This window comes from Variovorax sp. UC74_104 (assembly GCF_044055375.1).
Taxonomy (GTDB): Bacteria; Pseudomonadota; Gammaproteobacteria; order Burkholderiales; family Burkholderiaceae_C; genus Variovorax.
The window spans coordinates 4,174,457-4,194,440 of record NZ_CP171978.1; the positions used below are offsets into that span (position 1 = coordinate 4,174,457).

General features: G+C 66.2%; 16 protein-coding genes and 2 pseudogenes. All 18 read right to left on the bottom strand.

Annotated features, from left to right (window positions below; translation table 11 throughout):
- Window positions 1-45: 45 nt before the first annotated feature.
- Window positions 46-915 (bottom strand): Kdo hydroxylase family protein, encoded by an 870-nt coding sequence (locus ACHMXA_RS19620; RefSeq protein ID WP_395316248.1) that lies wholly within the window; start codon window positions 913-915, stop codon window positions 46-48.
- Window positions 916-932: 17 nt separating this feature from the next.
- Window positions 933-4,181, bottom strand: a complete 3,249-nt coding sequence (gene carB / locus ACHMXA_RS19625; RefSeq protein ID WP_176664276.1) for a carbamoyl-phosphate synthase large subunit — start codon at window positions 4,179-4,181, stop codon at window positions 933-935.
- Window positions 4,174-5,367 carry a glutamine-hydrolyzing carbamoyl-phosphate synthase small subunit gene (gene carA / locus ACHMXA_RS19630; RefSeq protein WP_093202317.1) on the bottom strand — a complete coding sequence of 398 codons (1,194 nt, stop codon included), beginning with the start codon at window positions 5,365-5,367 and terminating at the stop codon, window positions 4,174-4,176. The genes carB and carA overlap by 8 nt, the downstream gene beginning before the upstream one ends.
- Before the next feature lie 142 nt (window positions 5,368-5,509).
- Window positions 5,510-6,295, bottom strand: coding sequence for an RNA methyltransferase (locus ACHMXA_RS19635; RefSeq protein ID WP_176664277.1), 786 nt, complete (start codon window positions 6,293-6,295; stop codon window positions 5,510-5,512).
- Between the two features lie 12 nt (window positions 6,296-6,307).
- Complete coding sequence (gene rnhB, locus ACHMXA_RS19640; protein WP_256098926.1) at window positions 6,308-7,033, bottom strand: ribonuclease HII; 726 nt, start codon at window positions 7,031-7,033, stop codon at window positions 6,308-6,310.
- Window positions 7,005-8,153, bottom strand: a complete 1,149-nt coding sequence (gene lpxB / locus ACHMXA_RS19645; RefSeq protein ID WP_176664278.1) for a lipid-A-disaccharide synthase — start codon at window positions 8,151-8,153, stop codon at window positions 7,005-7,007. The genes rnhB and lpxB overlap by 29 nt, the downstream gene beginning before the upstream one ends.
- Before the next feature lie 10 nt (window positions 8,154-8,163).
- Window positions 8,164-8,953, bottom strand: a pseudogene (gene lpxA / locus ACHMXA_RS19650) (acyl-ACP--UDP-N-acetylglucosamine O-acyltransferase).
- A 34-nt stretch (window positions 8,954-8,987) separates the two neighbouring features.
- On the bottom strand, window positions 8,988-9,437 hold the full coding sequence (gene fabZ, locus ACHMXA_RS19655) for a 3-hydroxyacyl-ACP dehydratase FabZ (protein WP_021007523.1): 450 nt from the start codon (window positions 9,435-9,437) through the stop codon (window positions 8,988-8,990).
- A gap of 23 nt (window positions 9,438-9,460) precedes the next feature.
- Window positions 9,461-10,438: a UDP-3-O-(3-hydroxymyristoyl)glucosamine N-acyltransferase gene (lpxD, locus tag ACHMXA_RS19660; RefSeq protein ID WP_176664281.1), complete on the bottom strand. Its 978-nt coding sequence runs from the start codon at window positions 10,436-10,438 to the stop codon at window positions 9,461-9,463.
- Window positions 10,439-10,452: 14 nt separating this feature from the next.
- Entirely contained in the window at window positions 10,453-11,004 is a 552-nt protein-coding gene (locus ACHMXA_RS19665) for an OmpH family outer membrane protein (protein ID WP_176664282.1), read from the bottom strand.
- Window positions 11,005-13,437 (bottom strand): outer membrane protein assembly factor BamA, encoded by a 2,433-nt coding sequence (gene bamA, locus ACHMXA_RS19670; protein ID WP_176664283.1) that lies wholly within the window; start codon window positions 13,435-13,437, stop codon window positions 11,005-11,007.
- A gap of 38 nt (window positions 13,438-13,475) precedes the next feature.
- A complete protein-coding gene (gene rseP, locus ACHMXA_RS19675; protein ID WP_176664284.1) occupies window positions 13,476-14,849 on the bottom strand; it encodes an RIP metalloprotease RseP in 1,374 nt (457 codons plus the stop codon).
- Window positions 14,850-14,876: 27 nt separating this feature from the next.
- Window positions 14,877-16,037, bottom strand: coding sequence for a 1-deoxy-D-xylulose-5-phosphate reductoisomerase (gene ispC, locus ACHMXA_RS19680; protein ID WP_395321335.1), 1,161 nt, complete (start codon window positions 16,035-16,037; stop codon window positions 14,877-14,879).
- 26 nt (window positions 16,038-16,063) lie between these two features.
- Window positions 16,064-16,910, bottom strand: a pseudogene (locus ACHMXA_RS19685) (phosphatidate cytidylyltransferase).
- A gap of 21 nt (window positions 16,911-16,931) precedes the next feature.
- Window positions 16,932-17,654, bottom strand: coding sequence for a polyprenyl diphosphate synthase (uppS, locus tag ACHMXA_RS19690; RefSeq protein WP_176664287.1), 723 nt, complete (start codon window positions 17,652-17,654; stop codon window positions 16,932-16,934).
- An 8-nt stretch (window positions 17,655-17,662) separates the two neighbouring features.
- Window positions 17,663-18,223 carry a ribosome recycling factor gene (gene frr, locus ACHMXA_RS19695; RefSeq protein ID WP_176664288.1) on the bottom strand — a complete coding sequence of 187 codons (561 nt, stop codon included), beginning with the start codon at window positions 18,221-18,223 and terminating at the stop codon, window positions 17,663-17,665.
- An 11-nt stretch (window positions 18,224-18,234) separates the two neighbouring features.
- Window positions 18,235-18,957, bottom strand: coding sequence for a UMP kinase (pyrH, locus tag ACHMXA_RS19700; protein WP_019652424.1), 723 nt, complete (start codon window positions 18,955-18,957; stop codon window positions 18,235-18,237).
- A gap of 96 nt (window positions 18,958-19,053) precedes the next feature.
- Complete coding sequence (tsf, locus tag ACHMXA_RS19705; protein WP_176664289.1) at window positions 19,054-19,977, bottom strand: translation elongation factor Ts; 924 nt, start codon at window positions 19,975-19,977, stop codon at window positions 19,054-19,056.
- Window positions 19,978-19,984: the final 7 nt, after the last annotated feature.

The following is a 19,984-nucleotide window of genomic DNA, read 5'->3' on the forward strand; positions in this document are numbered from 1 at the left end:
GAAACCGCCGAACGCTGCCGTTCGGCGGTCGATGGGGGACTGCGCTCAGACGAGCGTCCGTCCTGTCAGCCGGCTCAGGATGGCGAGCGGGCTCGATTCGGGATTGTATTGCTTGGAAGCAGCCAGATGAAGGGTCTGCTCGAGCATGTACTGGCCGGCCATCACGGCGTGCGAGGTCTGGTCCGAGAAGCAGACCCACACCGAACCGGGCGGAAACTTCGCGGTTTCCTGCGGCGAGTTTTCCTGATAGGCCATGTCCGACTTCATGCCGTCGTGCAGCTGCAGCATCAGGTGGTCGTATTCGCTGCGGAACGACTTGGTGACGTGGAGCGCCTGCAGCAGCTTGGCCTGCCAGCGCGAGTAAGGCTTGGCGCGGGGCAGGAAGCGCTTTGCGATGTCCTCGAAAGGCTCGCCCACGCGCCAAACGCGCGGCGCGCCGTCGGGGTTCACGTTGGTGAAAACGCGCAGGATGCGCTCGCCGTAGTTCGGCCGCGACGGGAATGCATCGACATGCAAGCGCCGGTCGTCGGCGCGCCACGACTGCACGCGCGTCTCGACCTGCGCCGGCCGGTAGCTGGTCGGCGCCAGCCGCAAGGCCGGCGCGTAGTGCGGCAGCAGCCCATGGATGAGCTGCGTGGCCTGCGCCCTGAAGCGCCCCACCATCGCGGCCGCAGTGCGCTGCACCGTCTCGTCGCCCACGGCGCCCTTGAGCTTGCCGTTGGCGTCGAGGCTGATGTTGCGCACGTCGGGCGACAGCAGGCTGGGTGTGAGCAGGCTGCGCTCTTCGGGCAACAGCTCGAAGCCCAGGCGCGGAAAGTACAGCACCTTGCCCGCCTCCAGCTCCGCGATCCACGCCTCGTTGGGCGTGGCCGCGTTCCAGTCAGTCAGGCCGAGTTCGACGAGCTGCGTTTCCATGTGCCGATGCTCGACGCTCAGGCCGCAGCCAGTTGCGCGTGCATTTCCTGCACCGAGATCACGCCGAGCTCGTCCATGAAGCCCATGCCTTCCACCGCGGCTTCGGCGCCGAAGATCGTGGTGAAGGTCGTCACGCGCGCCTGCAGCGCCGAGGTGCGGATCTGGCGCGAGTCGGTGATGGCGTTGCGGCGCTCCTCCACCGTGTTGATGACCAAGGCAATCTCGTTGTTCTTGATCATGTCCACGATGTGCGGACGGCCTTCGGTCACCTTGTTCACCGTCGCGCACTCGATGCCCGCAGCGTTGATGGCGGCGGCCGTGCCCTTGGTGGCGATCAGCTCGAAGCCCAACTTGGCCAGGCCGCGCGCCACTTCGACCGCGCGCGCCTTGTCGTTGTTCTTCACCGAAATGAAGGCCTTGCCCGACTTCGGCAGGTGCGTGCCCGCACCCAGCTGCGACTTCACGAAGGCTTCGCCGAAGGTCTTGCCCACGCCCATCACTTCACCGGTCGACTTCATTTCGGGGCCGAGGATGGTGTCCACGCCCGGGAACTTGACGAACGGGAACACCGCTTCCTTCACGCTGAAGTACGGCGGCGTCACTTCCTTCTCGATACCCTGCGACTTCAGCGACTGACCAGCCATGCAGCGTGCCGCCACCTTGGCGAGCTGGATGCCGGTGGCCTTGCTCACGTACGGCACGGTGCGCGAGGCGCGCGGGTTCACTTCGAGCACGTAGATGACGTCCTTGCCGTCCTTCTGCTGGATGGCGAACTGCACGTTCATCAGGCCGACCACGTTCAGCGCGGCCGCCATGGCGGCGCTCTGGCGCTTCAGCTCGGCCACGGTCTCGGCGCCCAGGCTGTACGGCGGCAGCGAGCAGGCGGAGTCGCCCGAGTGCACGCCGGCCTGCTCGATGTGCTCCATCACGCCACCGATCAGCGTGGCGCCTTCGCCGTCGCGGATGCAGTCGACGTCGCACTCGACAGCGTCGTTCAGGAAGCGGTCGAGCAGCACCGGCGAATCGTTGCTGACCTTGACGGCCTCGCGCATGTAGCGCTCGAGGTCGCGCTGCTCGTGCACGATTTCCATCGCGCGGCCGCCCAGCACGTAGCTTGGGCGCACCACCAGCGGGTAGCCCAGTGCCGCGGCCTTTTCAAGGGCTTCGGCTTCGGTGCGCGCGGTGGCGTTCGGCGGCTGGCGCAGGCCCAGCTCATGCAGCAGCTTCTGGAAGCGCTCGCGGTCTTCGGCTGCGTCGATCATGTCGGGCGAAGTGCCGATGATCGGCACGCCATTGGCCTCCAGGTCGAGCGCGAGCTTCAGCGGCGTCTGGCCGCCGTACTGCACGATCACGCCCAGCGGCTTTTCCTTGTCGACGATCTCGAGCACGTCTTCCAGCGTCAGCGGCTCGAAGTACAGGCGGTCCGAGGTGTCGTAGTCGGTCGACACGGTCTCGGGGTTGCAGTTGACCATGATGGTCTCGTAGCCGTCCTCGCGCATGGCGAGCGCGGCGTGCACGCAGCAGTAGTCGAACTCGATGCCCTGGCCGATGCGGTTGGGCCCACCGCCGAGCACCATGATCTTCTTCTTGTCGCTGGGGTTGGCTTCGCACTCGTCTTCATAGGTCGAGTACATGTAGGCCGTGTTGGTGGCGAACTCGGCCGCGCAGGTGTCCACGCGCTTGTAGACCGGGCGCACGCCCAGGGCGCGGCGCTTCTCGCGAATGGCCGTGTCGGTGGTGCGAAGCTGCTTGGCCAGGCGGCGGTCGGAGAAGCCCTTCTGCTTCAGCAGGCGCAGCGTGGCGGCGTCGATGTCGTCGAGCGACTTGGTTTCCAGTTCGAGCTCGATCTTCACGATCTCCTCGATCTGCACCAGGAACCACGGGTCGATCTTCGTGAGCGCGAACACTTCATCGACGCTCATGCCCAGCGCGAAGGCATCGCCCACGTACCAGATGCGCTCGGGGCCGGGCTCGCCGAGCTCCTTCTCGAGCACTTCGCGGTCCTGGGTTTTCTCGTTCATGCCGTCGACGCCGACTTCAAGGCCGCGCAGCGCCTTCTGGAACGACTCCTGGAAGGTGCGGCCCATGGCCATCACCTCGCCCACCGACTTCATCTGCGTGGTCAGGCGCGAGTCGGCCTGCGGGAACTTCTCGAAAGCGAAGCGCGGAATCTTGGTGACGACGTAGTCGATCGAGGGCTCGAACGACGCCGGCGTGGCGCCGCCGGTGATCTCGTTGCGCAGCTCGTCGAGCGTGTAGCCCACGGCCAGCTTGGCCGCGACCTTGGCGATCGGGAAGCCCGTGGCCTTGGAGGCCAGCGCCGACGAACGCGACACGCGCGGGTTCATCTCGATGACGACCATGCGGCCGTCCTTCGGATTGATGGAGAACTGCACGTTCGAGCCGCCGGTGTCCACGCCGATCTCGCGCAGCACGGCCAGCGAGGCGTTGCGCAGGATCTGGTATTCCTTGTCGGACAGCGTCTGCGCGGGCGCCACGGTGATCGAGTCGCCGGTGTGCACGCCCATGGGGTCGAGGTTCTCGATGGAGCAGACGATGATGCAGTTGTCGGCCTTGTCGCGCACGACTTCCATCTCGTACTCCTTCCAGCCGAGCAGCGATTCTTCGATCAGCAGCTCGTTGGTCGGCGAGGCTTCGATGCCGCGCTTGCAGATGGTCTCGAACTCTTCCGGGTTGTAGGCAATGCCGCCGCCGGTGCCGCCGAGCGTGAAGCTGGGGCGGATCACGGTCGGGAAGCCGACGTTCTTCTGCACCGCCCAGGCCTCGTCCATGGAGTGCGCGATGCCGGAGCGGGCCGAGCCCAGGCCGATCTTGGTCATCGCGTCCTTGAACTTCAGGCGGTCTTCAGCCTTGTCGATGGCCTCGGGTGTGGCGCCGATCAGCTCGACGGGCTTGTTGGTGGCGGCGCCCGTGTACTTGTCGAGCACGCCGTTGCGCCACAGGTCGAGCGCGCAGTTCAGCGCGGTCTGGCCGCCCATGGTCGGCAGGATCGCGTCGGGGCGTTCCTTGGCGATGATCTTCTCGACCGTCTGCCAGGTGATGGGCTCGATGTAGGTGACGTCGGCCGTGGCCGGGTCGGTCATGATCGTCGCGGGGTTGCTGTTGATCAGGATGACCTTGTAGCCTTCTTCGCGCAGCGCCTTGCAGGCCTGCACGCCGGAGTAGTCGAACTCGCAGGCCTGGCCGATGATGATCGGGCCGGCGCCGATGATGAGGATCGATTTGAGGTCTGTGCGCTTAGGCATTCTCTTTCTCCGTCTTTTCCGTCTTGTTCTTTTCCATGAGTGCCGTGAAGCGATCGAACAGGTAGCCGATGTCGTGCGGGCCCGGCGAGGCTTCGGGGTGGCCCTGGAAGCAGAACGCGGGCTTGTCGGTGCGCGCCAGGCCCTGCAGCGTGTTGTCGAACAGGCTGATGTGGGTGGGACGCAGGTTGGCCGGCAGCGACTTCTCGTCGACCGCGAAGCCGTGGTTCTGGCTGGTGATGCTCACGCGGCCGTTGTCGAGGTCCTTGACCGGGTGGTTCGCGCCGTGGTGACCGAACTTCATCTTGAAGGTCTTGGCGCCGGAGGCCAGCGCCATGATCTGGTGGCCCAGGCAGATGCCGAAGGTGGGAATGCCGGTCTCGATCAGCTCCTTGACGGCGCTGATGGCGTAGTCGCAGGGCTCCGGGTCGCCGGGGCCGTTGGCCAGGAAGATGCCGTCCGGCTTGAGCTTGAGCACGTCGGCAGCGGGCGTCTGCGCCGGCACCACGGTGATGCGCGCGCCGCGCTGGGCGATCATGCGCAGGATGTTCTTCTTGACGCCGTAGTCGAAGGCCACGACGTGAAAGCGCGGCGTGATCTGCACGCCGTAGCCCGAGCCCAGCTTCCACTCGGTTTCGGTCCACTCGTAGGTCTGCTTGACCGACACTACCTTGGCGAGGTCGAGGCCCGCCATGCTCGGCGCGGCCTTGGCGGAGGCGATGGCCTTGTCGATCAGCGCCTGCGTCACGGTCTCGCCCGCGGCCAGGCCCAGGATGCAGCCGTTCTGCGCGCCATTGGTTCGCAGGTGGCGGGTGAGCTTGCGGGTGTCGATGTTCGCGATGGCCACGGTGTTGCCGGACACGAGGTACTCGGTCAGCGTGGCGGTCTTGCGGAAGTTGGAGGCGACGAGGGGCAGGTCCTTGATGATCAGGCCCGCGGCATGGATCTTGTCGGCTTCGATGTCCTCGCCGTTGACGCCGTAGTTGCCGATGTGCGGATACGTGAGCGTCACGATCTGCTGGCAATAGCTCGGGTCGGTGAGGATTTCCTGGTAGCCGGTCATGGCGGTGTTGAACACCACTTCACCGGTCGTGGAGCCGGCGGCTCCGATCGAGTTGCCGAGAAAGACCGTGCCGTCTGCGAGCGCCAGGATGGCGGGCGGGAAACTTCCCTTGAGAGACAAAAGCACTGGGTTCTCCGGATGGTTACGGTCGCCCGGAGCCTCAGGCGTATAGCCTGGGGACTGCTGCTTAAGGGGAAGATGGCGTTGTAGGCGGCCGGGCGACGCTGATTTGCGAGTAAGCCCCCGATTGTAGCCCGGACTGGGTGTGTTATTTGGCCAGCAGGGCTGCTCCGCTCGCATGAAGGCAGATTGCGGCGGCGGCGGCCACGTTCAGCGACTCCTCCCCGCCCGGCTGGGCGATCCGGATGTGGTGCAACGCCCGAGCCTCCAGCGCCGCCGAGACGCCCTGCCCTTCGTGCCCCATCAGCCAGGCGCAGGGATGCGGCAGATCGGCGTTGTGAAGCCAGTCGCCGCGGTGGGAACTGGTCGCAACCAGAGGTACCTTCAGGCCGTCGAGCGCGTCAGCGTCCACGCCCTCGATCAGCCGCAGGCCGAAATGCGCCCCCATGCCGGCGCGCAGCACCTTGGGCGCCCACAGCGCGGCCGTGCCCTTGAGCGCGATCACCTGGGTGAAGCCGAAGGCAGCGGCGCTGCGCAGGATGGAGCCGGCATTGCCTGCGTCCTGGAGGCGGTCGAGCACGACGCTCGGCGCATCGGGCAACAATTCAGGGCGGGCTGGCACGTCGAGCACGAAGCCCATCGGCGCCGGCGACTCCAGGCCACTGATGTCGCGCAGGAGGTTGTCGGCGACCACTACGGTTTTGATAGCACCAACCGACCACTCGGCCGGCGCCTTGGGCCAGAAAGACTCCGAGAACACCGCCACGGCAGGCTTGACGCCACGTGCCAGCGCAGCCCGGCACAGATGATCGCCTTCGAGCCAGATCCGCCCCAGCTTGCGATAGGCGCCCGGGTCCTGTGCGAGCTTGCGCAGGTCCTTGAGCAGCGGGTTGTCGCGCGAGCTGATGTGGCTGGCGCCGGTGTCGGAAGTCATCGGGGATAGGGCTCAGGGAGCAGCACGCAGCTCGGGCCGCGCGGCCGCGATGACACCGAGGTCCATCGCCGGCTGCCCGTCGGATTCGGCCGGCAGCATCACGTTCAGCACGCCGCCGGTACGGACGAGCGCCGCGGCCACAGGGCTGAAGGACTTCCGGTGATGCACGCAGGCACCATGGCGCTGCAGCGCCTCCAGGTGCTCCGGCGTGCCATAGCCCTTGTGGCCGGCGAAGCCGTAGTGCGGAAACTCGACGTGCAGCTGCTCGCAAAGCCGGTCGCGATGCACCTTCGCCAGGATCGACGCGGCGGAAATCGCCTTGACCCTCGCGTCGCCCTTCACGATGGCCTCGGCCAGCACGTCGAGCGTGGGCAGGCGGTTTCCGTCGACCAGCACTTTCGCCGGCTTGAGCCGCAACCCCTCGACGGCCCGGCGCATCGCGAGCATGGTCGCCTGCAGGATGTTGTGGGTGTCGATCTCTTCGACGGTGGCCTGCGCGATGGAGCAGCACAGCGCCTTGGCCAGGATCTGGTCGTGCAGGCGTTCGCGCTGCAGGGCCGTCAGCGTCTTGGAATCCGCGAGGCCGCGAATGGGCCGCAGGTCGTCGAGGATCACGGCCGCCGCCACCACCGGCCCGGCCAGGGGCCCGCGGCCCGCCTCGTCGACGCCGGCGATCAGGCCCGGCGCGTCCCACGCCAGCGGGGCCTGCTCAGCCTTCAAGAACTTTCTGGATCGCATCGGCGCAAAGTGTGGGCGTATCGCGCTGCAACTGGACATGCAGCTCTGAAAATCTTTGTTGCAGCGCCCGCGTCTTCTCCGGCGCGTCCAGCCAGGCCAGCGTGGCCCCGGCCAACGCCTCGGGCGTGGCGGCTTCCTGCAGAAGCTCCGGCACGACGAACTCCCGGCAGAGGATATTGGGCAATCCCACCCAGGGCTGCAGCTGCTTGCGCCGCATGAGGCGCCAGGAGAGCGCGTTCATGTTGTAGGCGATGACCATCGGCCGCTTGAAGAGGGCCGCCTCCAGCGTGGCGGTGCCGCTGGCGATCAGCGTGACGTCGCAGGCAGCCAGCACGGCGTGCGACTGGCCGTCGAGCAGCTTCACGCGCCCGGCCATGCCGCTGGCCTGGAGCAAGGCCTCGACCTCCGAGCGCAGGCCCGGGATGATCGGTGCCACGAACTGGAGCTCGGGCCGCGCCTTTTGCATCAGCGCGGCGGCAGCGAAGAAGCGTGCGGCAAGGTAGCGGATCTCGGACCGCCGGCTGCCCGGCAGCAAGGCGACGACCGGCGCATCAGGCGAAAGGCCCAGCGCGGCGCGTGCACCGGCCCGGTCGGGCGTCATCGGGATCACGTTGGCGACGGGATGGCCGACGTAGCTCGCGGCCACGCCCTGCTTCGCCAGCAACTCGGGCTCGAACGGGAAGATGCACAGGACATGGTCGGCCGCGGCCCGGATCTTCTCGATGCGCTCCGGCCGCCAGGCCCAGATCGACGGGCAGACGAAATGCACCGTCCTGATGCCCTGGCTGCGCAGCCCGGCTTCGAGGTCGAGGTTGAAATCGGGCGCGTCCACGCCGATGAAGAGCCCTGGCCGCTCCTGCAGCAGCCGGGCCTTGAGCTGGCGGCGGATGCCGGCGATCTCCGCGTAGTGCCGCAGCACTTCGATATAGCCGCGCACCGCGAGCTTTTCCTGCGGCCACCAGCTCTGGAAGCCATGAGCCAGCATCCGGGGACCGCCGATACCGGCAGTCTGGAGATCGGGCCAGCGCGACAGCAGGCCGTCGAGCACCAGGCCGGCGAGCAGGTCGCCGGACGCTTCGCCCGCGACCAGCGCGAAGCGTCGCTGTCCGTCGTTCTGCATGGCCGGCACTTCAGCGCGCGATGCCGCGCGTCGAATTGGCGAGGAAGGATTCCATCAGCGCGACGTCGCCGGCCGCCTCGGGCATTTCGGTCGCCAGCGCGGCAATGCCTGCACGGGCCTCGTCGAGCGTCTTGCCCTGGCGGTACAGCAGGCGGTGCATCTGCTTCACCGCCGCGATCCGCGGGGCAGAGAAATCGCGCCGGCGCAGTCCGACGATGTTGAAGCCGCGCACCGCCAGCGGGTTGCCGTCGACCAGCATGAAGGGCGGCACGTCCTGCGTGACGGCGCTGGCAAAGCCGAGCATGGCGTGGGCGCCGACCGAAACGAACTGGTGGATGCCCGTGAGCCCGCCGACCGTGACCCAGTCGGCCAGGTGCACGTGCCCGGCCAGCGTGGTGTTGTTGGCCAGCGTGGTGTGGTCGTCCACGCGGCAGTCGTGGGCGATGTGCGTGTACGCCATGATCCAGTTGTCGTTGCCGACACGCGTGACCCCCCCCCGCCCCCGGCACGCCGAGGTTGAAGGTGCAGAACTCGCGGATCACGTTGCGGTCGCCGATGACGAGTTCGGTCGGCTCGCCGGCGTATTTCTTGTCCTGGGGGATGGCGCCGAGCGACGAGAACTGGAAGATCCTGTTGTCGCGCCCGATGGTCGTGCGCCCTTCGATCACGCAGTGCGCGCCGATGGTGGTGCCCGCGCCGATCCGCACGTGCGGGCCGATCACGGTATAGGGCCCGACCGACACCGAGGCGTCGAGCTGTGCCTGGGGGTCGACGACGGCCGTCGAGTGAACCTGGGTCATGCCTTGTGAATGAGCGACTGGCTGTGGCCGGTCATCAGTTGATCTGGCGCATGGCGCACATCAGCGTCGCCTCGCAGGCGAGTTCGCTGCCCACCAGGGCCCGGCCCTTGAACTTGGAAATGCCCGCCTTCATGCGCTCGATCTCGACTTCGAGGGTGAGCTGGTCGCCCGGCTCCACGGGACGCTTGAAGCGGGCGCCGTCGATCGCGGCGAAGTAATAGACGGTGTTGTCGTCCGGCACGATGTCGAGCGAATGGAACGACAGCAGCGCGGCAGCCTGCGCCATCGCTTCGAGCATCAGCACGCCCGGCATCACCGGACGGTGCGGGAAGTGGCCATTGAAGAACGGCTCGTTCATCGTCACGTTCTTGAGCGCCGTGATGCGCTTGCCCTTTTCCATGTCCAGCACGCGGTCCACCAGCAGGAACGGGTAGCGGTGAGGCAGCAGCTTGAGGATTTGATGGATATCGAGCGTCGTCGTCATGATTTTCTGTTCCTGCATCGTCGTCATTTTTTCGAGGGAGCCTTCTCCAGCGCCTTCAGTCGTTCGCGCAGGCTGTGCAACTGCTTGAGCGTTGCAGCGTTCTTTTCCCAGCTCGCATTGTCATCGATGGGAAACATGCCGGTGTATTGGCCGGCCTTGTGGATGGAACGGGTAACCACGGTCGCGGCCGACACGTGCACGCCGTCGGCGACCGTCAGGTGCCCCAGCACGATGGCGCCGCCGCCGAAAGTGCAGTTGGCGCCGATGGTCGCGCTGCCGGCCACGCCGACGCAGCCCGCCATGGCGGTGTTCTTGCCGACCCGCACGTTGTGGCCGATCTGGATCAGGTTGTCGAGCTTGACGCCGTCTTCGATGATGGTGTCGTCGAGCGCGCCGCGGTCGATGCAGGTGTTGGCGCCGATCTCGACGTCGTCGCCGATGCGCACAGCTCCCAACTGCTCGATCTTGACCCAGCGCCCCTCGTGCGGAGCGAGGCCGAAACCGTCCGCGCCGATGACCACGCCCGGATGAAGCAGGCAGCGCTCGCCGACGATGCAGTCCTCGCTGACCGTCACCCGCGACTTGAGCACGGTGCCCGCCCCGATGCGCGCACCCCGCTCCACCACGCACAGCGCGCCAATGCGCGCCGTGGCGTCGACATGAGCCTCAGGATGAATCACTGCGCTGGGATGGATGCGGTCGACCTCCGGACGGGCGTGATGCGCCTTCCAGAGCTGGGTGAGCCGGGCAAAGTAGAGATACGGATCAGGCGTGACGATGTAGGCGCCACGCGCCGCGGCTGCCTCGCGCATGGCCGGCGACACGATCACGCAGGCAGCCTTGGAGGCCGCCAGCTCCTGCTGGTATTTGGGATGGCTCAGGAAGCTGAGCGCATCGGGCTGCGCATTCTGCAGCGGCGCGAGCCGCTCGATGGACAGCGCCGCATCGCCATGAAGCTCGCCCCCGAGGGCGTCGACAATGGCTCCGAGCTGCAGTGACACGCCGGTTCGCGGCGTTACTTGCCGGTCGTGGGGGCGGGAGAAGTCACCGACGCGTTCAACGCCTTGATCACCTTGTCGGTGATGTCGTGCTTCGGATTGATGTAGATCGCTTCCTGCAGGATGGCGTCGTACTTCTCGGCCTCGGCGACCTGCTTCACCACGCGGTTGGCACGCTCGTAGACCTGCTGGAGCTCTTCGTTCTTGCGCGCGTTCAGGTCTTCCTGGAATTCACGGCGCTTGCGTTGGAAATCACGATCCTGGTCGACCAGCGAACGCTGGCGCGTGACCCGCTGGCTTTCGGACAGCGTGGGCGCCTCGCGCTCGAACTTCTCCGAAGCGGCCTTCAGGGCATCGCCCTGCGCGGTCAGGTCCTTTTCGCGCTTCAGGAACTCCGCCTCGAGCTTTGCCTGGGCGTTCTTGGCCGGCTGGGCTTCGCGCAGCACGCGGTCCGGGTTCACAAAACCGATGCGAAAGGTTTCCTGAGCCTGCGCTTGCGCGGGCACCGCAACCAGCGCAAAAGCCGGGATCAACAACGCGCCAGCCGCGGCGCGAATCAAATGCTTCATTTAGAAAGACGTTCCGATCTGGAATTGGAGGCGCTGAATTCTATCCTTCGGGATATAGCCTGCCGTGAACGGTTGCCCCACTTCCTTCTGGGACTTGATCGGGAAGGCGTAGGCCAGGCGCAGCGGGCCCAGCGGCGAGATCCAGCTGATGCCCAGACCGACGGACGCGCGCAGCTTCTTCTCGGCCTTCCATTGCTCGTCCGTGATACCGGCGGCACGCGAACCGAAGACGTTACCGACGTCGAAGAAGCCGTACAGGCGCAGCGTGCGGTCGTTGCCGGCACCCGGGAACGGAGTGCTCAGCTCTGCATTGAAGATCGCCTTCTTCGTGCCGCCGATCGCCGCACCTTCGCTCTGGAGGAACAACGGGGCGTCACGAGGACCCAGCGAGTTCTGCTCGAAGCCCCGCACCGAGCCCAGGCCGCCCGCATAGAAGTTCTTGAAGATCGGGTAGACCTTGCCGCCGAGCGCCTTGGCATAGCCGACTTCACCATTGATCGAGAAGGTGTACTGCTTGTTGATCGGGAAGAACTGCTGGTACTGATAGTTCGTCTTGACGTACTTCATGTCGCCGGCAGCGCCCACCTCGAGGTTGGCGCGCTGCACGCGGCCGGTGGTCGGAATCAGCGCACTGTCACGGCTGTCCCGGCCCCAGCCGATGCTCAGCGGAACGCCCCAGACGCTCTTCTGATCACAGCCGACCACCAGCAGACCCGTGGAATCCTTCTTGCACTGGAAGTAGTTGAGATACGACGGCGGCGTGTACAGGCCGGAGAACGCGGTCGAACTGTTCGGGTCGAAGGCGTAGCGCTCGATGCCGACGCCGAAGAAAACGGTATCGACTTCGCTGAACGGCACACCGAAGCGAACCGAGGCGCCCTGGTTCACGAGCTTGTAGTCGCCGTCGGTCGAGGTCTGGTAGGGACGCGTGGTGGTGTGGTAGACGCTGAACGTACGCGAGATGCCGTCCGGCGTGAAGTACGGATCGGTGGTGGTCAGCGACAGCGTGCGGTTGTACTTGCTGGTGTTGACCTGCACGCCCAGGAAGTTGCCCGAGCCGAACACGTTTTCCTGCGAGATGCCGAAGGTCAGCGCGACCTTCTCGGCGCTCGAATAGCCGGCGCCGAGCTGCAGGCTGCCGGTGGGCTTTTCGGTCACGTTGACGGTCAGGTCCACCTGGTCGGGCGAGCCGGGCACCTCCTGCGTGTCGACATTCACTTCGTTGAAGAAGCCCAGGCGGTCCACGCGGTCGCGGGAAAGCTTGATCTTGTCGCCGTCGTACCAGGAGGCTTCGTACTGGCGGAACTCGCGGCGGATCACTTCGTCGCGGGTCTTGTTGTTGCCGCCGACCGACACGCGGCGCACGTAGACGCGGCGCGAGGGTTCGGCCTGCAGCGTGAGGGCCACACGGTTGTTGACGCGGTCGATCTCGGGACGCGCCTGCACGCGAGCGAAGGCGTAGCCGAAGGTGCCGAAGTAGTCGTTGAAGGCCTTGGTGGTCTCGGTGACCTGCTCGCCGTTGTATGGCTCGCCCGGCTTGATGGTGATGAGCGACTTGAACTCGTCGTCGCGGCCAAGGTAGTTGCCGTCGAGCTTGACGCTGGACACCACGAACTTCTCGCCTTCGGTGATGTTCACGGTCACCGTCAGGTCCTTGCGGTCCGGAGAGATGGCGACCTGCGTCGAGTCGATGCGGAACTCGAGGTAGCCGCGCGTGATGTAGTACGAGCGCAGGGTCTCCAGGTCGGCGTTGAGCTTGGCGCGCGAATACTGGTTCGACTTCGTGTACCAGCTCATGAAGCCGCCGCTGTCCTGGTCGAACAGGCTCAGCAGGGTCGATTCGCTGAAGGCCTTGTTGCCGACCACGTGCACTTCGCGGATGCGGGCCGAGTCGCCTTCGGTCACGGTGAAGGTCAGGTTGACGCGGTTGCGCTCGATGGGGGTGACGGTGGTCACGACCTGCGCGTTGTAGAGGCTGCGGCTCACGTACTGGCGCTTGAGCTCCTGCTCGGCGCGGTCGGCCAGTGCCTTGTCGTAGGGCCGGCCGTCGGCAAGGCCCACTTCGCGCAGCGCCTTCTGCAGCGCGGCCTTGTCGAATTCCTTGGCCCCGACGAAGTCGACATCGGCGATGGTCGGGCGCTCTTCCACGATGACGACCAGCACGTTGCCGTTCACGTCGATGCGAACGTCCTTGAACAATCCCAGATCGAACAGCGCGCGGATGGCGGCGGAACCCCGTTCGTCGCTGTAGGTATCGCCCACGCGCAGCGGCAGCGACGCGAAGATCGTGCCGGCCTCGACGCGTTGCAGGCCCTCGACGCGGATGTCGCGCACCGTGAAAGGCTCGACGGCCCAGGCGGCCGTAGCCGCAAGCGCACTGGCAACTACCGCAGCAACGCTACGCAGGCGAAAGCGACTGAGTTTTTTGTTCATCTGTGAATTGAGCCGGCACGGAAAGGGCCGGCAGAAAGTTAACCAAAGAGCCGCGTGACGTCGTTGAAGAGTGCGACCGACATCATGACCAGCAGAAGGGCTACGCCCCCGCGCTGAAGCCGTTCCATCCAGGCGTCAGAGACGCTCTTGCCGGTCAGGCCCTCCCAAAGATAATACATCAGGTGTCCCCCATCGAGGACCGGCAGCGGCATGAGATTGAGGACCCCGAGGCTCACGCTGATAAGCGCCAGGAAGACCAGGTACTGAGTGAAACCGAGGCTTGCGGACTTGCCGGCGTAGTCGGCGATCGTTAACGGACCGCTCAGGTTCTTGAGCGAAGCCTCGCCGATCACCATCTTGCCCATCATGCGCACGGTCAGCGCGGACACCTCCCAGGTACGCACCACGCCGCGCCAAACGCCGTCGACCAGCCCCTGGCGCACAGTCACCATTTCCGGAGGCGCGCCAACGTAGGCGCCGACACGCCCCACCTTGGCGCCGCCCTCCTCCCGCACCTCGGGCTTCACGTCGATGACGAGCGAGCGGCCGCCGCGGTCGATCCGCCAGGCCTGGACGCGGGGCTGATCGCCGTCCACGGAGGCGCGGATTACCTCGCGCAGCTGCTGCCCCTCGATGATCTCTGTGCTGCCGATGGCGCGCACGACGTCGCCATTGCGCAGCCCGGCGGCCTCGGCCGCACTGCCTTTCATGACCTCGCCGATCTCCGGCCGGGTCAAGGGAGCCAGCACGCCGATCTTGCGGAACATCTGCGGATCGGCGTCCTTCGTCTGCATCCGGCTCAGCGGAAGCACCAGCTGACGCGCCGGCCGGCCACCCTCGCCCGCGACTTCGAGCGTCAGGTCATGGCCGTCGAGCGCACCGCGCGTCATGCGCCAGCGCAGATCCTCGAAGGACTGGACCGGCGAGAGATCGCCGTCGAAACCCGCCCGCACGATGTGCTCGCCGCCCTTCAGCCCTGCGGCTTCGGCCAGCGAACCGGCCACCGGTCGCGCCAGCGTGGCCACGGGCTCCTGCACCCCGATCCAGTTGACGGCCGTGTAGAGCGCCACCGCCAGCAGCAGGTTGGCAATCGGGCCGGCGGCCACGATGGCCGCACGCGAGCGCAGCGGCTGGGTGTTGAAGGCGCGATGACGCTCCTCGGGAGCCACGGGGCCTTCGCGCTCGTCGAGCATCTTCACGTAGCCGCCGAAGGGGAATGCGCCGATGACGAACTCGGTCTGCTGACCCGGATGCTGCCGCTTCGGCTGCCAGCGGACCAGCGCCTTGCCGAAACCGACGGAGAAGCGCTCCACCTTGACGCCGCAGGCCACCGCCACGCGATAGTGGCCGTATTCGTGCACCGCGATCAGGACGGCGAGCGCAACCACAAAGGCTATGACAGTAAGCAGCATCGGAGTCCTTGGTTTCCGGAGGAGGCGTCAGGCGGCGAAGCGAAGCGCCGCGGCATTGGCCGCCGCACGGGCGCTGGCGTCGATCGCCAGCAGGTCGGCCAGCGATGCCGGCTTGGAGGGAGCGACTCTTTCCAAAGTTTCCATGTTCACCGCATGTATGCAATCGAAGCGCAGGCGGCGGTCGAGGAAAGCCTCCACCGCGACCTCGTTGGCGGCATTGAGCACCGCCGTCGTGCCCGGCGCGGCCCGAAGTGCGTGCCACGCAAGGCCCAGTCCCGGAAAGAGTTCCGCGTCGGGAGACTCGAACGTGAGCGACCCCATCTGCCGGAAGTCGAGCCGTGCGGCGCCGCTCTCGATGCGCTCGGGCCAGGCAAGCCCCACCGCGATCGGCACCCGCATGTCGGGCGTGCCGAGCTGGGCGATGACCGAGGCGTCGGTGAACTGCACCATCGAATGCACCACGCTCTGCGGATGGATGACGACCTCGATCTGCTCCGGCGACACGCCGAACAGGTGGCGCGCCTCGATGACTTCGAGCGCCTTGTTCATCATCGTGGCCGAGTCGACCGAGATCTTGCGTCCCATCACCCAGTTCGGATGGGCGCAGGCCTGCTCGGGCGTGACCGCGCTCAGGGTTTCCGGTGCGCGCGTGCGGAACGGGCCGCCCGACGCCGTCAGGATGATCTTGTCGACGCGCCGCGCCCAGGTGGACGGGTCTTCGGGCAGCGACTGGAAGATGGCGGAATGCTCGCTGTCGATGGGCAGCAGCGTGGCGCCGCCCTCGCGCACGGTGCGCATGAAAAGCTCGCCACCGACGACGAGCGCCTCCTTGTTGGCCAGCAGAAGGCGCTTGCCGGCACGCGCGGCTGCCAGGCAAGGCCCGAGGCCCGCGGCGCCGACGATAGCGGCCATCACGGAATCGGTCTCTTCGTGGGAAGCTATGGTTTCGAGAGCATCGTCGCCCATCAGGACGGCCGTTTTCAGGCCGTTCTGCTTCAGCTTCTCGGCCAGCGCAGCGGCATGCGGGGCACTGGCCATCACGGCGAACTTCGGCGAGAACTGCGCGCACTGCGCCAGCAATTCGTCGACCCTGGTGGCCGCGGAAAGCGCGAACACCTCGAAACGCTCGGGGTGGCGCGAAATGACGTCGAGCGTGCTGACACCGACCGAACCGGTCGAGCCGAGCACCGTCACGCATTGTTTTCTGGAAGAGTTCACAGGAAAGCCAGCATCATGGCAATAGGAAGCGCCGGCAAGAGGGCATCCACGCGGTCGAGGACGCCGCCGTGGCCGGGCAGCAGCCGGCTGCTGTCCTTGGCGCCGGCGCTGCGCTTGATGAGGGATTCGACGAGGTCGCCCACGACGCTCATGGCCGAAAGGAACAGCGCGGCGAGCAGCAGCAGCCACCAGCCCCGCTCGTTGAGACGGGTGTACAGGCTGGCCACCGTGGCGCCCGTGGCCTTGTCGGCCCACACCCAGGCGAATGCCAGCACCACCACGCCGATCATGCCGCCCCACACGCCCTCCCAGCTCTTGCCGGGGCTGATGGAAGGGGCGAGCTTGCTGCGGGTGAACTTGAGGCCGAAGGCGCGGCCGGCGAAATAGGCGAACACGTCGGCAACCCACACCAGCACGAGGATCGACAACAGGAAGTTGATGCCGATCATCCGCGCCTGCACCGCGGCCAGCCACGCGACCCAGAGCGCCAGCAGGCCGCCGACCAGCCGCAGCCCGCGCGGAATGCGCGGCCAACCCGGCACCGCCACGCGCAGCAGCGCAGCGCCACCCAGCACCCAGGCCGCGCTGGCAAGGGTCCACATCAGGACCAGCGGCTGCTCCAGCAGCCCGAGCCACCAGGACAGCGCGCACAGCACGATCGTCTCGGCGCCGAGGAACAGCGACACGCCCTGCCCGTAGCCGTTCAGGCGCCCCCATTCCCAGGCCGACGGCCCCGATGAGCACCAGCATGACGCAGCCGAAGGGAACGTAGCTGGGGTAGAACAGCGCCGGCAGCAGGATCGCGAGGAGCACGATCGCCGTGATGATGCGTTGCTTGAGCATGCGGAAGGGGTTCCCGCGCCTTCAGGCCGCGGCGGTGGATGAGACTTGCGCCGAGGTCTGGCCGAAACGCCGCTCGCGGCCCTGGAACGCGGCAATGGCCTCGTCCAGCGCTGCCTCGTCGAATTCGGGCCATAGCTTGTCGCTGAAGAAAAGCTCGGCGTAGGCACTCTGCCAGAGCAGGAAATTGGACAGACGCTGCTCGCCGCCGGTGCGGATGAACAGGTCGGGATCGGGCACGTGGGCCAGGGCCATGGCGCGATCGAGGCTGAGTTCGGTGATCGCCTCGCCCTGCGCCGCGAGCCTTGCGGCGGCTTGCGCGATGTCCCAGCGACCGCCGTAGTTGAAGCAGACGTTGAGCATCAGCCGGGAGTTGTGCGCGGTGGCGGCCTCGGCGTCGAGCAGGCCGTTCACCATCTTGGGCGACAGGCCCGCGCGTTCGCCGACGAAATGCAGTCGCACGCCGTCGGCGCTGAGCTTGGGCACCTCACGGGCAAGCGCACCGACCATCAGCTCCATGAGCCCGGAAACCTCCTCGACAGGACGATTCCAGTTCTCGGACGAGAACGCGAACACGGTGAGCACGGCCACGCCGCGCTCGACGCAGGCCTTGACGCAGCGGCGCAGCGATTCGACGCCCTGCTTGTGCCCCGCGATGCGGGGCAGGAAGCGCCGCGTCGCCCAGCGGCCGTTGCCGTCCATGACGATGGCAACGTGGTGGGGAATGCGCGGCGCTGAAGAGGCCATGGCAGGCCTCAAACGGCCATGATCTCCGCTTCCTTGGCCGCGACCAGGCGGTCGATTTCCGCGATGTGGCGGTCGGTGACCTTCTGGATCTCGGCCTCGGCGCGCTTCTGGTCGTCTTCCGACGCCAGCTTTTCCTTGACCAGCTTCTTGACCGCTTCGTTCGCATCGCGGCGCAGGTTGCGCGTAGCGATCTTGGCGCTCTCGCCTTCGTTGCGGACGAGCTTGGTCATTTCCTTGCGGCGCTCTTCGCTCATGGCGGGCAGCGGCACGCGGATCAGGTCGCCCATCGAGGCGGGGTTCAGGCCCAGGTCGCTTTCGCGGATGGCCTTCTCGATCTTCGCGCCCATGCCCTTTTCCCAGGGCTGCACGCTCAGGGTGCGCGAGTCGAGCACCGACACGTTGGCCACCTGGCTCAGCGGCACCTGCGAGCCGTAGTACTCGACGTGGACCGCATCGAGCAGCGCCGAGTTGGCACGCCCCGTGCGGATCTTGGTGAGGTTGTTCTGGAATGCCGCGATCGACTGGTTCATCTTCGCGTCAGTCGTGCTGCGGATGTCTGCAATGGTCATCTCAAATACTCCTAGGCATGCACCAGCGTGCCTTCGTCCTCTCCCATGACGACGCGCTTGAGCGCGCCGTTCTTGAAGATCGAGAACACCTTGATCGGCAGTTTCTGGTCGCGGCACAGCGCGAAGGCCGTGGCGTCCATGATGCCGAGGTTCTGCGCGATCGCCTCGTCGAAGGTCAGCGTGGCGTAGCGCGTTGCGTCGGGATTGGTCTTGGGGTCGGCGGTATAGACGCCGTCGACCTTCGTCGCCTTGAGCACCAGCTCGGCGCCGATCTCGGCACCGCGCAGCGCGGCGGCCGTATCGGTGGTGAAGAACGGATTGCCCGTGCCGGCCGCGAACACCACGACCTTGCCCTCTTCGAGGTACTGCAGGGCCTTGGGGCGAACATAGGGTTCGACCACCTGCTCGATGGCGATGGCGGACATCACACGGGCCACCAGGCCCTGCTTGTCCATCGCATCGGCCAGGGCCAGCGAATTCATGACCGTGGCCAGCATGCCCATGTAGTCGGCGGTGGCGCGGTCCATGCCGACCGAGCCGCCCGCGACGCCGCGGAAGATGTTGCCGCCGCCGATCACGACCGCCACCTGGACGCCCATGTTCACGACCTCGGCCACCTCCTGCACCATGCGCACGATGGTCGCGCGGTTGATGCCGAAGGCATCGTCACCCATCAATGCCTCTCCCGACAGCTTCAACAAGATTCGCTTGTGGGCTGGGCGGGCATCAGACATGGGCAATTTCCTTTGGTTGGGGCGAGACGAGTGTAAAACGTGGCGATGAAAAAACGACGGTGCGCGCGAACGCACCGTCGTTGGAGCCGTAAAGGCTTAAGCGGCAGCCTTGGCTGCGGCGACTTGTGCAGCGACTTCTGCGGCGAAGTCGTCAACTTTCTTCTCAATGCCTTCACCCACCACGTACAGGGTGAAGCCCTTGATCGTGGTGTTGACGGCCTTGAGCATCTGCTCGACGGTCTGCTTGTCATTCTTCACGAACGGCTGGTTGTGCAGCGAGACTTCCTTGAGGAACTTCTGCACGCCGCCTTCGATGCGCTTGGCAACGATGTCGGCCGGCTGCGGCTTCTTGCCTTCGGCTTCGGCCGTCTTGCGGTCTTCTTCCGCCTTGCCGGCTGCCACGGCACGCTCTTTCTCGATCAGCTCGGCGGGCACGTCCGAAGCGGCGACCGACACGGGCTTCATGGCGGCGATGTGCATCGCGACGTCCTTGGCGGCGGTGTCGTCGCCTTCGAACTCGACCATCACGCCGATGCGCGTGCCGTGCAGGTACGAGGCCAGCTTGCCGTTGCCGGCGAAGCGCTTGAAGCGGCGGAAGGTCATGTTCTCGCCGATCTTGCCGATCAGGCCCTTGCGCACGTCCTCGAGCGTGGGGCCGAAGCCGTCCTGCTCGTAGGCCAGGGCACCCAGCGCGGCGATGTCGGCGGGATTCTTCTCGGCGATGAGCTTGGCTGCGGCGTTGACCAGGGCCAGGAAGCTGTCGTTCTTCGAGACGAAGTCGGTTTCGCAGTTGACTTCGATCATGGCGCCGGCATCACCGGCAACGTACGCGGCCACCACGCCTTCGGCGGTGATGCGGCTCGATGCCTTGCCAGCCTTGTTGCCGAGCTTGATGCGCAGCAGCTCCTCGGCCTTTTCCATGTTGCCGTCGGCCTCGGTCAGGGCCTTCTTGCATTCCATCATCGGTGCGTCGGTCTTCGCGCGCAGCTCGCCGACCATGCTTGCGGTGATTGCAGCCATTTTGTAT

Bases quoted from the DNA above. Each gene is read 5' to 3' on its own strand.
- ACHMXA_RS19665 (WP_176664282.1), bottom strand. From the start codon at position 11,004: ATGAAGCATTTGATTCGCGCCGCGGCTGGCGCGTTGTTGATCCCGGCT.
- ACHMXA_RS19635 (WP_176664277.1), bottom strand. From the start codon at position 6,295: ATGACTTCCGACACCGGCGCCAGCCACATCAGCTCGCGCGACAACCCG.
- lpxB (WP_176664278.1), bottom strand. From the start codon at position 8,153: ATGCAGAACGACGGACAGCGACGCTTCGCGCTGGTCGCGGGCGAAGCG.
- tsf (WP_176664289.1), bottom strand. From the start codon at position 19,977: ATGGCTGCAATCACCGCAAGCATGGTCGGCGAGCTGCGCGCGAAGACC.
- bamA (WP_176664283.1), bottom strand. From the start codon at position 13,437: ATGAACAAAAAACTCAGTCGCTTTCGCCTGCGTAGCGTTGCTGCGGTA.
- frr (WP_176664288.1), bottom strand. From the start codon at position 18,223: ATGACCATTGCAGACATCCGCAGCACGACTGACGCGAAGATGAACCAG.
- carB (WP_176664276.1), bottom strand. From the start codon at position 4,181: ATGCCTAAGCGCACAGACCTCAAATCGATCCTCATCATCGGCGCCGGC.
- uppS (WP_176664287.1), bottom strand. From the start codon at position 17,654: ATGGCCTCTTCAGCGCCGCGCATTCCCCACCACGTTGCCATCGTCATG.
- fabZ (WP_021007523.1), bottom strand. From the start codon at position 9,437: ATGACGACGACGCTCGATATCCATCAAATCCTCAAGCTGCTGCCTCAC.
- rnhB (WP_256098926.1), bottom strand. From the start codon at position 7,033: ATGCGATCCAGAAAGTTCTTGAAGGCTGAGCAGGCCCCGCTGGCGTGG.
- ACHMXA_RS19620 (WP_395316248.1), bottom strand. From the start codon at position 915: ATGGAAACGCAGCTCGTCGAACTCGGCCTGACTGACTGGAACGCGGCC.
- rseP (WP_176664284.1), bottom strand. From the start codon at position 14,849: ATGCTGCTTACTGTCATAGCCTTTGTGGTTGCGCTCGCCGTCCTGATC.
- pyrH (WP_019652424.1), bottom strand. From the start codon at position 18,957: ATGTCTGATGCCCGCCCAGCCCACAAGCGAATCTTGTTGAAGCTGTCG.